Origin of the sequence: Culturomica massiliensis (assembly GCF_900091655.1) — a bacterium.
GTDB classification, from domain to species: Bacteria; Bacteroidota; Bacteroidia; order Bacteroidales; family Marinifilaceae; genus Culturomica; species Culturomica massiliensis.
This window is the reverse complement of the sequence record NZ_LT594621.1, coordinates 3,630,639-3,644,114: the sequence shown is the minus strand read 5'-3', so window position 1 is coordinate 3,644,114 and position 13,476 is coordinate 3,630,639. Positions and strand designations below refer to the sequence as shown.

The following is a 13,476-nucleotide window of genomic DNA, read 5'->3' as shown; positions in this document are numbered from 1 at the left end:
ATTTTACAAATCAATCACTATTCGCTGCGGTTTATCAACCGTAATGCTTCGCAATCCGGGGTTTTCTCCCGAATCACACCACACTTTCAATATCCCGCAATCGGCAACATCCACAACTAAACGATGCGGATGACAGGATACAATATTTACCGTTGCCGGAGAAAGATACTTCTCCTGCAAGCCGATAACAGCCCACCCGTCTGTCACAGGACAAAAGTAAAGTAAACGATCGCAGAATCCTTTCAAATCCACCTGCAAACTATCTTCCAAAATTTCTGCCTTCCGGCTTTCCCAGTCATAAACCACGATTCGCTCCGGCATACTCACCCGCTTACCTGTCATACACTCCCGCCGCAAATAATCTTCCCGTCGCAAAACAGCCGTAATATTGCGGTATTCCGGAGCTTTATTCAAATTATAACATATCATAGCCATAGCCTTCTCACCTACCGGAGCAATAACCCGAAAAGCCTTTCCGCTATACACCGGATTGGTAAACACAGACTCAGGCGCCGGCACGGCCGGAGCTTCAGGACGGTACAAAAGGCCTTCTTCATTGACCAGCGGCCAAATCAATTCTCCGGCAAAATCTTCCGGAGCATCCGACAAATAAACAGGTCCGCCGGAAACAGCCTTGGAACGGGCCATCATCCCGCCGCAAACCGTATCACACGAATGAAACATATCGTGGTCAGGCCACACGGTTTGCCCTAACCACAAGGTATTCATGTACGACTGAAACAAATGAGAGCGGGCCATATCCTCATCAAATTTCTTATAATCGATACTTACCCGGGTCACAGCACTGTAACGCGTATGATCCGTATTCAAAACATTCTGTGCCATACAATTGATAAGCCCTAATCCCAAGCGATGCGTTTCCTTTTCCAACGCTTTATTACATTCCCGGGCCTGATATATAACCCGTCTTCCTCCCATATACAAAGGCAGAACAAAAGACTGTACATCGATTTTCAGAAAATCGAAACCGTAAGATCTCAAACTTTCCAGATAATAACGGTAATAAGCCTCAATATCCTCGCTACGTTTACCCGGCAACAGCGAATGCTGAAATACATACAAATGCTTACGGACATATTCCGGAAAATCATTCTCCAAAGCGATACCCTGCCAAAAACCGGGAAATCCATACCACAATCCCATCCAGCGGATTTTATCCGGATCACGCATATTGAGCAACGGAGCCCACCCGGAAGGAAACTTCAGACTATCCGGCTTAAAACTGGTCAGTTGCTCCGCTTTATTGCGGACATGTCCGTCATCGATCAACACATAGCGTACCGGCAATCCGGACTCTTCTATCCGGCAAATATCTTTCTCCAACTGCCCCTCATTGATATTCCGGTAATAATGCTCCCAGGTACACCATCCCAAATAAGAAAAAGGTTCATACCATTTTTTATCTTTTCTGGCAGATAAATCAGCAATCCTCCGGTCTGCCGTCAGCTTTTTATATGCCTTATCCAAAGTCCCGTAAACGGAAGTATCCGATGACGATAACAAAAAGGGCACCTTCCCGTTCAATGTGTCCAATCCCAACGTAGAAACCAGAACATTCACCGTCCCATCGGTATTTACACGAAACCAGCTCAAACTATTTTCCCCAGCCACCGCTTTCAAAAAAAGACACTTTCCATCCTTCAAATGCAATAACAAAGCATCACCCGCCACACATACTTTCCCATTCGACGGAATACCCGGATAATCATCTGCCCTCAAATCCGCAATTTTCTTAAAATACCAAGGCAAAAGCCGATTCGTATTATTCGGCCAACTATGATCTCCCGCCCGGAAATCCCGGCTAAAAAATACACCTTCTACATACTCCGGCAATATCAACTTATAAATCAGTGTCGTCTGAGCTTCCGGCAACTGTTTTTCCTCCCAGATTTTCTCGGCTGCATGCTGACGCAAATCCACGGGAACTCTCATTGCATAAGCCGGTACAGTATCAAAACTCTTTCCCCGTTCATATAAAAAACAATTCTCCTCTTGAGCATATCCTTCCGCGATCTGAAATACGATGAAAAAGATCAAATAAAACTTCCGCATCCCGGATTTTCCCTTGTTCCTTTTCATTTTTCACCTCCATATACGCTGAAATTCAGGACATCCGGAACATCTACCGCTTCCACAACCGTCAATCGCACAACTTTCGTTTTCAAAGACGGAAATTGCTGTATACGTTTATGCCCCACAGACTCCCCCTCACACACAGTTTGCCACATTCCGTCCACTTTAGCCTCTACCTTATACCGCCGGATTCGTTCACCTTTGCTGATATCTTCCTGTATAATGCAACTATGTATTTCGGTCTCTTTACCCAATTTTAATTCCAGGCGATTCCCACTCCCTTTAACGGATTTCAAAGGAGTAGCGAACCGCTCCCGTACCGCATCCCCGAATTCTTTCAGCCGAAGCGAATCACCGGCAGGAAGCAGACCGGAAGGATCGGGAGTCAGGCCAAGTATCAAGGTCGCATTCCGTCCGACAGATTTACGATACATATTCATCAAATCAGTCAAAGGATAAACGGCATCTTCATCTCCGGGCTCCCAAAACCATTCGTGCCTCCCCTCTGCCCCGCGCAAAGGAGTATCGGCCATAGCCGGAACCCAATATTTTCCGTTCGGATCACCGTGCTTCAACAAAAGCAAATGTTCCTCATCCGAATCCGACTGCTTATGATGAGAATAAGGTTGCGGAAAAGAGGACCAGCAAGGGTAAGCTACCGTACCGGTTTCCGAACCACCCCAACGGAAATCAGCTCGTTGCACATTGTGATAAAATAAACAATCAGGCTGATATTTTGTAACCACAGGCAATACATCCGGTCCGTCTCCTTCCGGATCGTCCGCACCTCCGTCAAACCAGATCAGAAACAAATCACCGTAACGGGTACACAACTCTTCCACCATCTTTTCACACATCTGTTTATACCATTGTTGACGATTACGGGCAAATACCCCCTCTCCCTGCGCTTTGAAATTATGAATCCCCAGCAGAGAATTCCAACGAATACCGACATAAATGCCCGGCATAATCCCATATTTACGGCAAGAATTCACAAAATCACGTACAATATCCCCTTTTCCATCCCTCCATTTTACAGCCTTCAGGCAATAGGGATTCACATCACTCTGATACAAAGCAAAACCTGTTTCATGCGTGGCCGTCAATACGGCAAATTTTGCTCCGGCATTCTTTGCAGCAACAACCCATTGATCGGTATCCAAATGTTCCGGATTAAAAATATTATAATCTGCGACCGGCGTAATCCGGTTATTCCCCTGCCCGTATTTTTTCCCGTCAAACACATGCAGATCATAATGGAAAACAACTCCCAATTCAGCCTCGTGCCATTTCAATTGAGACCGCGACGGCACAGGATGCCCCGCCGTTTGAGCCATTGTACCGGATAATAGAAAACAAAAAGTAAAAAATAAAAAACACTTCCTCATTTTATAAAAATATCATTATTTACAAAAATATAAAAATTATTATAAACGGAAACAACCGAAAGAATCACTACATCAGGAATTGCAATCCATAATACGGCAATGTATTACAGATTGCAATCCGATCTTCCGGATATAAACCGGCTTCATTCAGAATATCAATACTCGGCTTTCGAACCGACTTCTATCTTCCAGCCCGGATTCTGATAAATCACCGAAGTCGTAACGTCACCTCCCTCTTTCGGCGTACTCTTCGTAAAATGGTAATAGGCAATCGGATCCAGGTAATGAGCCTGCGGGAAATTATAACCACCGAAAGCCAGATTATTCCGATTGATAGACAACGGACGCAAATACTTATACGAACGGGTGGAAACATTGGGAGCATCTGATTCTCCTTCCGGTTTCAGATTGTCATATAACTTATACATTTCATCCCACAAATTGATACCTTCGATATAATATCGCTGCATTTGATCCAAAGCCCTCCAGCGGTACAAATCGTCTTTACGCATTCCTTCTGCAATAAATTCACAGCGGCGTTCCCGGCGAATATTATATAAAGTGGCGTCTACCGGATTACTTCCGGAATATTTTGCCAAATCACGCTCCCGAGACAAATCAGTATGAGCTATCGTATTATTAAAATCCGTATCCACACCGGCACGTCTTCGCAACGCCTGCCAATACTCCCGGCTTTTCCCATCCAAACTACCGTTTTTTACATAGTCAGCCTCAATATAGTTCAAATAAGCCTCCGCCACCCTGAAAATAATACAAGGGGATACATACTGTACATTGATCAGATATTCTGTATTTACCAATCCTTTCTTTATAGAATACCCTGTCGTCGTCCTTACTTCAGCATCCCCACCCGTCAAATCCGGCTTTTCAAAATAAAAATCAGGACGTAACTGATCACCGGCAACCAACACAGAAGATGTTAAACGTATATCTCTATCGTGTAAAACATCTTCCAATGTCTCGTCTCCTTTATAAACAGCATCGGCATAAATCGGTAAACCGCTCGTCATTAAAAAACTTTCCACCAAAGAGCGGGAAAACCCCGTATTTCCTCCACCGTTACTCTGCAAATAAGATTGTACATAATGAGACACCTTTTCTTCCAGACTGTATGCCCGGAATAAAAGTACTTCAGGCACTGTATTGAGATTTGCCATTCTGAACATACCGGCATAATCGTCGTACAAAGCGATCGAAGAAGCCACCTCGTCAGCAGCCGTCATCGCCTGTGTCAGGAAAAAGTCAATTTCCCGGTTTAAATCGATCGTAAAATCTGCCAGATAATCCGCATTCGCCCCCGGCCAGTCAGGACCACCGGGAACACGGGCAGTGCCGGCATGGTATTTTAACCAGGTACCTTCATATAAAGCAACCCTGGATTTAAACAAAAGAGCCGCATTCCGGGTCAACCGGTTTGAAGCCGGAGCAGCCGGTTGCATATACAAAATTGCAGAATCCAGATCCGACAAGATAAAACGGGCAACCTCATTTCGGGGCCTGCGTTTATTGGCTTCTACCAATTCGCTGTAATTGTCGTCCAACACCTTGGTGATAATCGGGAAATCTCCGACAGCCGTCAATTTGGAAAAATAAATATACGCCCGAAAAAAATACATCTCACCAATATAATGGCGGATATTGTTTGTAACACCTGAAATTTTCCCTTCTCTGTATTTTGGCAATACATCTTCAAAGAAATAATTGCAATCCCGTATAGATTCAAAATTCCAGGCTCCACCGGATTGTCCTACCGTCTTCTGACCCAGAATAAAATTTCCGTTTGAACTTTGAGACGTCTGATTATCACTATTATTATCGTAACCGTATTGCCCGATTCCGGAATATCCGGCAGGAGTACGGAACAAGGAGTATTTTGCTGCTCCGTAAGCCGCCAGTTGATCTTCCGTATTCAGGTATACATTCGGAGTCACGGCCGCCTTCGGTTCGAGATCCAGGAATGCGTCACAAGAGACGGCTCCGGTCCCCAGAAAAATAGATAATACAATGTATATTATTCGTTTCATAACCTTTCATTTTTAAAATGTAACATTTAATCCGCACGACAAAACACGGGAAAGCGGATACACCTTACCGTCTGAATACTTCCCGTCATACGCTTCTGGGTCGAATATTTTCGACATTTTTGTAAGCGTAAACAAATTATCCCCGGAAAAATAAACCCTCACCCGTGAAAGACCTATTTTCGCGACAAGATGCGTCGGTAACGAATAACCGATCTGCAAATTTTTCAACCGGAGATAAGCAGCACTCTGTACATAACGGGTCTGATTCTGGTTGTTTTTCTGGGTACCGAATATAGGACGGGGATAATACGAGTTTACATTAGCTCCCAACGGATCACCTTCCGGCCGGAAAAAATCATAATGCTCTTTCAGTCCCATAGCCTGCCACATATTACCCGTTGCTCCCCAAAAGTAATTTCCACCCAACAGGGCATCCCGTTTACCGACTCCCTGGAAAAAAGCCCTGAAATCAATACCTTTCCAATCAGCACCCAATGTCAATCCAAAAGAATAACGAGGGGTCGTATTACCGATCACTTTCAAATCACCCGGATTCTTAGCCGTATAATCTCCCGTCGTAATCTCGCCGTCATCATCCAGATTCCGGAACATCACATCGCCCGCAGCCCATGCCGTACCGAGACGCTCCTGATTCGTATGGGCCAAATGAGCCTGCATTTCCGCATCCGTCTTTGCAATACCCACGGTTTCATAACCCCAGATTTGCCCCAATATCTGCCCTTCATAATAAGTTCCCAAAGATTTACTTTCATTCGGATATTTGGTTACCTCTCGTTTGAAATCAGAAACATTAAAAGATATCGTATACCCGAAATCGCGGATCCGGTCGTTCCAGGTCACCTGAAATTCCCATCCTTTCGTCACCATCGTCGCATTGTTCCGTTTCGGCAAATTACCGGTAGCGATACCGATAACGGTAGAAACTTCTGCCGGCGGACCGACCATATCCTCTGTGGTACGTTTATACCATTCTCCGGATATATTCAGGCGATTGTTCAGCAGGCCCAGGTCCAAACCGATATTCAGACTCTTTACTTTCTCCCAGGTCATATTCCGACTGTTCATATAAGGAGCCCACGCTGTATTCGGTTTTTTTCCATCGATCAGCCAACTGCCGTTCGCAGTACCTACCGGTTGTGTCAAATAAAAAGGATAATACGTAGCCGTCGGATTTCCCTCTACATACGTATTCTGGTTACCCAGCATACCCCAGGATACCCGAGGTTTCAACATATTGACATAAACGACATAATCTTCCCAGAATTTTTCCCGGGCTATATTCCAGCCAACCGAAAATGAAGGGAAAAAATTCCAACGTTCACTCTTCATAAAACGGGAAGAACCATCGTAGCGACCGTTAATTTCCAACAGGTAACGACCGTCGTAATCATAATTGATTCGCCCGAAGAAACCCGCCGTAGACCATTGACCGAGATACCCACTCGTCACATCTTTACCTGCCGCTGTATTGATGGAAGGAACTTCGTCCGTAATCACATCGTCCCGCCTCACACCGACATCCTCGGTCTGAAACAACTCGGCATTGAATCCGATCATTACTTTAAAATTGTGCATTTCATTCAATGTCAGCGAATAATCGGAATAGGTACTCACCGTTGTCAGGTTCGTTTGCTGACTGGCATAATAAGCCCAGGTACTTCCTTCAGGAGAATTATCGTTGAATTTCATCAGCTTTGGAGTACCGTCTGATGTATATTCGTATACCTTAGCCAGATTCTGTCGCCAGATCGTATTTACCAGCCGATGACCGAAATCGGCCGTAATATTCCAGTTCTCTAAAGGAGTGATTACCACATTTCCTTGAGTATATATCTGATCCTTACGCCGGAAATAACGTCCTCCGTTCTCAATCTGCTCCAACTTCGAATTACGCATATAATGACCGTTCGGATCCTTGAAAGGCATCGTTGGCCATGTACGGGAAATGTCGTGATAATACAAGCCATTATCATCGGCAAACAAAGGTTTATCCAGATCTTCCCGGATCAAGCGGGTCCGTAACCCTACCCGTAACCAATCCGTTACCTGGGCAGAAATATTCCCGGCCACATTAATACGTTCAAACAAATCGTCTCCGTATTTCAAAAGCCCTTCCTGGTTCATATATGCGGCAGACATAAAATAACTCAGACTTTCGGATCCTCCGTTCACATTGAACGAATGCTCCTGAGTAAAAGCCGTCTTGTCAAAATGTTTCTTCGTCCAGTTTTCATTGGCATTTGCCCTTGTATGAAACTGAAACATACCGTTATCCGGATTAGGAATCGTCGTCGTTTTCAATTCTCCTTTCTGATAAGCAAGAATACGTCCGATCGTCTCGTCGTCAAAAACAACACCTCCACCTCCGTTGAGAGAAGCCCGGTTAAAATACATCGCAAACTTATACGAATCAAGCATGTCCGGTAAATTGATCGGACGGGCAAAACGAAAACTGTTACTGTATGTCACTGTAGCCCTGCCGGACTTACCCGACTTTGTCGTAATCAATATCACCCCGAACGGAGCCCGCGATCCGTAAATCGCTGCTGCTGCCGCATCTTTCAACACGGATATCTTTTCAATATCATCCGGATTCAAAGCATTCATATCCCCTTCGATTCCATCGATCAATATCAATGGCGCTCCGCTCGATCCCGTTCCGATCGTCCCCCCTCCGCGGATGTTCACATTCAACGTATTTCCCAAAGCACCACCGACATTATTTACAGAAAAATTCAACCCGGGGACAACACCCTGCAAAGCCTGACCGACCGAAGCTACAGGACGCGAATCGAGAGCTTTTACATCAACAGTTGTAACAGCTCCGGTAAGATTCTCTTTCCTCTGGCTACCGAATCCCACCACGACAACTTCTTCCAATTGCTCTGTGTCTTCCAGCAGAACGATATTTAATTCTCCCCCCTTATTCACCTTTACATCCTGTGTCACATAACCCACACATGAAAACCGAAGCACCGCACCCGGCAATACCTCCAACTCGAATTTACCGCCGATATCCGTCGCTACTCCTTTACCCGTACCTTTGATTAAAATACTTACCCCGGGAATTGTTCCGTTCTGATCCGATACTACACCGTAAACTTTCAATTTTTCAGGTTCCGGAAGTTGAGGTTCCAGCGGCTTAACCACCACCATGTCCCCTATAAACTCAAAAGAAAACCCCGGCCCAAAAACCCGTCCTAAAACAAGATCAAGAAATTCATTCTCTGCTTTCACACTCACTCGGCTCTCCACATCAACCTCCCGGTCACTGTAAAAAAAGTCCAAACGGGTCTGGCTCTCCAATGCATCAATCACACGCTTCAACTTTACATCTTGCAAAGAGAGAGAAACACGTTGCATCTGCGCCTCTACCGTGGCACTCAGATTCTGTCCGTAACAAAGAAGGAGGATGAAAAACAATTTCAACACCCAAAAACGCCGGAAAAACAATTTCACGCCTCCACTTTCATCTACATTCGATTTTTTTTTCATAGTTTTGTTGAATTAGATTTAACAATCGTCCCTGTTAAGGGACATCCAGCCGGTATTTGTTGCTGCAAATACCGGCTTTTTATCATCGTACAACAACCCGCCTGCCGTCTATCTCAAACTCCACACCACGTGTCGTCTTCGTTATCAAATCAGCAATCTCTTCAATAGAAAAATATCTATAAATGACTCCGGTAAAAAGATAAGACCGGGCACGTTCATTCTCAAAATAAAATACCACATCATACCATCTCTCCAGCCAGCAAGAAAGGTCTTCCAGACTCATGCGGTCAAAATAAAACTTACCCTTCAACCAGGAAATGCAAGCACTGACATCCACTTCTTTGACACGCACAACACCGTCACCCACTTCAGCCTGCTGACCCGGTAATAATACGGTATAATTTTTCTGTAAGGAATCCCTCACCCAAACCAATCCTTCCACAAGCGTAGCCTTAACATTCCCTTCAGTTGCATAAGCACAGACATTGAATTCCGTCCCCAAAACCTTTAAACGCATCCGGCCCGATTCTACAATAAAAGGCTTCGTCGTATCTGCCGTAACCTGAAAATAAGCCTCTCCATCCAAATAAACACGCCTTTCACAACCGATAAAAGAAACCGGAAACCTTAAACGGGAATCCGAGTTCAGCCGAACCCGGCTACCGTCCGACAGCTCCAACTCATAATCCGATACACGGGGAACCACCAGTGTATGAAAAACCTCCCGTTCAACAGGTACATTCACCCGACCATAGGAAACTGATCTAAAAGAATCGATCCGCATACGGATATTCCGATCGTCAAACACCGTATCCCGCTCGATGGCAGATAAGTCAACCTCTTTACCATCATCCAATACTAATACCGCACCACAAAACGGTTTTAAACCGACCGGTTCCGACACCGGACTGTAAATCTCATATTTCTGCTTACTCTCTCTCACCACACGAAAAGCAACCACCATAAACAGGGAAAAAATAAAAACGGCAGCATACTGCATCGAAACACGAATGACGCGAAAACGCCGCTCACGAGCACGGATCCGGGAAAGAATATTCCGCCAGATCTTTTCCCGGTCCGGGCTAAAAGCCTCCTCACAAACCTCCAGCTCTCCGGAAATCAATCGTTTCAAATCCGGAATCGTTTCACTCATATCACGCAATAACCTCCACCCCTCCTTTTCCTTCTTCTCCCAACATGAAAAAAACAGCCTTGAAATAATATCCTTATCTTCCATATTTTCAATGACATTCGTAAAAATTAAACGACCGTTAAAACTGGATTGACAGAATCGTTTTTACAGAATAATCAATGATGGATATTTTCCGCCCTGTGTGATGACAATAATTTACTCCTGAACTTTGTTTGTGGTTGGTTTAGTATTTGGATGTCAGCAGTATGAGAATTAGCAAGAAGGGCTGCAATAACCAAAAGAAACGAAGTACATCCACTTGGTTCATAGATACAATGAAACCTATAAACCTCAAGGTTTTTCAGCCAATTCAAACGGTCGTTTTCTTGAGACAAAACCCGTTTGTCTTAAATAAGGCAAGTTTAAAGCAAAAAAGGGTGAAAAAAATAAAAAAATTCTATTCGAAAATTTCGGAAAAACCGAACAATAAAACCCATAAAAGGAAATCCGGCTCTAAATCGCAGGCATCCGTCCTTAACTTTTTATAAGCATATTTGATTTGGGTCTTCACAGTATTTACCGATATACCTAACTGCTCGGCAATTTCTTTATATTTCAGACCTTCTACACACCCCAATACAAATATTTCCTTACATTTGGGAGGTAATTGCTCCAATAATTCGATCAGCCTCGAACGCAACAATTCAAGACGTTCTTCCGAGTAAACTTCTTCCTCATCACTTTTCGTCTGCAAAAATTTCCGTTGATATTCCCTCTCCACTTCGAGACGCAGCTTATAATTGATACAGGCATTCTTGACGGCCTTCAACAAATACCTTACTAATAAACCGTTCAGATCGATTTTCCGGGCATTATGCCACAAATACAAAAAAACATCCTGTACAATATCTTCAGCTACTTCTTTTTCCTTAACAACTCCCAATGCATAAAAATACAACCGATCCATGTATTTGTCAAAAACACATTTGAATGCCTCCCGGTCCCCTCCCTGAATTTGAGAAAAAAGTACAGAATCATTGCTCATCAAGTGCTTATTTTAGAAATTCAAAAGTAATATAGTATAACGCCGTCAATCCAAAAACATGGCAAAAGAATCATTTGTCCGATCCAACCATTTTCGCAGCAATTTCTTAAATTTAAGTTCCAAATCGGGATTTTCCGTAACAATATTCTTCAATTCATACGGATCATCACTCCGGTCGAAAAGCACCGTTTCTGTTATTGTTCCGTTTTCAACCTTTATTGCAAAAGTATACCGTTTACCCCGCAATCCTCGCCAACCGTTCGTACTCCGCGCAGGCTCGATTCGATAGTAAGGCTGAAAATCCGGCTGGAACCCATTACCGGAAATAATTCGTTCCGATAAATCGAATGTTTCTACCTGCAAAGGAATAACCGATTTATATCCCATCAACGACAACAAAGTAGGATACAGATCGGCCAAAGCAATACGGGAATCAGCATCCCGACGTGGTTTAATCCTTGCAGGCCATGTCACAATCATCGGTATACGCATCGCCTCTTCATAATAGATATCCTTGCCGATGACACCGTGCATGCCCATACAGTCACCGTGATCGGAAGTAAATACAACAATTGTATTTTCCCACAGGCCTTCCTGCTTCAATGTCTCTACAATCCGGCCGATTTGTTCATCTACTCCGGTCATACAGGCATAGTAATCCTTCACGGAATTCCGATAAAAATCACCGTTGGAATTGCCTTTTTTCGGAATGTCCGGACGCTGACACCATTTTTCAATATCCAGATCTTTATATAATGTTTTGTATTTTTCCGGTACCAACTCATACCCTGTATGCGGCGGATTTATAGACACCACTAAGGCAAAAGGCCGCCCTTCTTCCCTACATCCGTCTTTATTCCTCAAATATTCGATAGCTCTGTCCGTTTCATATTCCGGTCCCCACTGGTTCACATAATAAAAATCATCCCGGCCGGCATCCCGGTTCCAATACATCGGTTTTAAATGATTATCGTAAGTGCCATAAGCAATCCAATAATCAAATCCATGCCGGCGTTCTTTCGGACACCATTCGTTCCAGGCAACCTTTCCTCTGTTATTATAGGTATCCACATAAGGGAAATAAGGCGCATCCAAATGCCATTTTCCAATATATCCCAATGAATATCCCTGATCTTTCAATACATCCGACCAACACCTGGCCTCTACCGGCAATTCTACCCCATAAGGCGCATTCTCTGAATTACAATTACCGGTAACTTTACTGGAAACAGGGTATTGTCCGGTCATCAACATTCCCCGGGCCGGCGAAGAAACCGGATAACTACTGACTGCATTCTCAAAAGCAACTCCCTCAGCCGCCAAACGATCCAAATTCGGAGTGATTACCGGCTCCACATCCAAATATCCCAAAGCAGTTCCCCGCCATTGATCAGCCATAATAAAAACAAGGTTCGGATGTTCTTGAGACTTCTTTGCACAAGATTGAAAAGGCCAGAAAAAAGAAGCTATCCAAGAAAAAATGAAATAATATTTTGTACTTCTCATGTTTGCAAATTTAAACAAAAACAGATACAGACAAAACATAATGAAACGAACAAACATAAAAAAGAAAGGCTCTAACAACTGAATCACAGCGTTAAAGCCTTTTTAACAAAGAGATTTAAGAAATATATTATTCAGAGACTACATTCCATTATTTAGAATCATTCTCAATATACGCATACGTTTAAAAATTCCATCCGGCAGAGAGACAGAACGTCCCCTTCACCGGTGAATCACTGCCTGCCAGCCAGTAAGCAAAGTTCACTTCTGCTCCGCGGTACATCAGACCGCAACCCAGAGTGGCGTAACTCGGACCTGTCTTCTTATCGTCCCCGATGTGATAACCCCCGCGCACCGCTATCAGATCATTGTAAAGGTATTCGGCCCCAAGACCAACATTCACACCGCTGTAATCGGAAGGCATCAGACGGTAAGCCAGCTCCGCATGACCCGTCAGACGGTGCCGGTCAGAAAAGGTATGCCAGTAAGCCCCGCCCGCTTTCAGGCTGGCAGGAAGATCATAGCTGTCGTAACCGTAATCGATCTTTGAACCCAGGTTCGTTACGGAAAGACCCGCATTCCACGACGGCGCATGATACATCGCACCCAGATCCGCTGCAAAGGCCGAACCCTTCTTCGCTCCGGAGAAGTCCCCCAGATCCGAACTGATGTAATGAAGCACGGCCGAAACAGACCAGCGGTCACAAAGCCGGTAAGCATAACCCAGGTCTATCGAAAATTCTTTCGGGGTAA

8 protein-coding genes are annotated in these 13,476 nt (G+C 44.3%); all 8 read right to left on the bottom strand.

Annotation, left to right across the window (positions count from 1 at the left end):
• Positions 1-3: 3 nt before the first annotated feature.
• Positions 4-2,073, bottom strand: coding sequence for a Sip1-related alpha-galactosidase (locus BN8908_RS16150; protein ID WP_068692393.1), 2,070 nt, complete (start codon positions 2,071-2,073; stop codon positions 4-6).
• 23 nt (positions 2,074-2,096) lie between these two features.
• On the bottom strand, positions 2,097-3,431 hold the full coding sequence (locus BN8908_RS16145; RefSeq protein ID WP_235837452.1) for an alpha-L-fucosidase: 1,335 nt from the start codon (positions 3,429-3,431) through the stop codon (positions 2,097-2,099).
• 206 nt (positions 3,432-3,637) lie between these two features.
• Positions 3,638-5,527, bottom strand: a complete 1,890-nt coding sequence (locus tag BN8908_RS16140; protein WP_068691641.1) for a RagB/SusD family nutrient uptake outer membrane protein — start codon at positions 5,525-5,527, stop codon at positions 3,638-3,640.
• A 12-nt stretch (positions 5,528-5,539) separates the two neighbouring features.
• Positions 5,540-9,043: a SusC/RagA family TonB-linked outer membrane protein gene (locus tag BN8908_RS16135; protein WP_235837451.1), complete on the bottom strand. Its 3,504-nt coding sequence runs from the start codon at positions 9,041-9,043 to the stop codon at positions 5,540-5,542.
• Positions 9,044-9,125: 82 nt separating this feature from the next.
• Positions 9,126-10,280 carry a FecR family protein gene (locus BN8908_RS16130; protein ID WP_068691638.1) on the bottom strand — a complete coding sequence of 385 codons (1,155 nt, stop codon included), beginning with the start codon at positions 10,278-10,280 and terminating at the stop codon, positions 9,126-9,128.
• A gap of 352 nt (positions 10,281-10,632) precedes the next feature.
• Positions 10,633-11,220, bottom strand: coding sequence for an RNA polymerase sigma factor (locus BN8908_RS16125; protein ID WP_021989164.1), 588 nt, complete (start codon positions 11,218-11,220; stop codon positions 10,633-10,635).
• 45 nt (positions 11,221-11,265) lie between these two features.
• Entirely contained in the window at positions 11,266-12,726 is a 1,461-nt protein-coding gene (locus BN8908_RS16120; RefSeq protein ID WP_082989294.1) for a sulfatase family protein, read from the bottom strand.
• 181 nt (positions 12,727-12,907) lie between these two features.
• Positions 12,908-13,476: PorV/PorQ family protein (locus BN8908_RS16115; protein WP_148453468.1), on the bottom strand; the 569-nt coding region annotated here is incomplete at its 5' end.

Coding starts and splice junctions, on each gene's coding strand:
- BN8908_RS16150 (WP_068692393.1), bottom strand. CDS start 2,073: ATGCGGAAGTTTTATTTGATCTTTTTCATCGTATTTCAGATCGCGGAA.
- BN8908_RS16145 (WP_235837452.1), bottom strand. CDS start 3,431: ATGGCTCAAACGGCGGGGCATCCTGTGCCGTCGCGGTCTCAATTGAAA.
- BN8908_RS16140 (WP_068691641.1), bottom strand. CDS start 5,527: ATGAAACGAATAATATACATTGTATTATCTATTTTTCTGGGGACCGGA.
- BN8908_RS16135 (WP_235837451.1), bottom strand. CDS start 9,043: ATGAAAAAAAAATCGAATGTAGATGAAAGTGGAGGCGTGAAATTGTTT.
- BN8908_RS16130 (WP_068691638.1), bottom strand. CDS start 10,280: ATGGAAGATAAGGATATTATTTCAAGGCTGTTTTTTTCATGTTGGGAG.
- BN8908_RS16125 (WP_021989164.1), bottom strand. CDS start 11,220: ATGAGCAATGATTCTGTACTTTTTTCTCAAATTCAGGGAGGGGACCGG.
- BN8908_RS16120 (WP_082989294.1), bottom strand. CDS start 12,726: ATGAGAAGTACAAAATATTATTTCATTTTTTCTTGGATAGCTTCTTTT.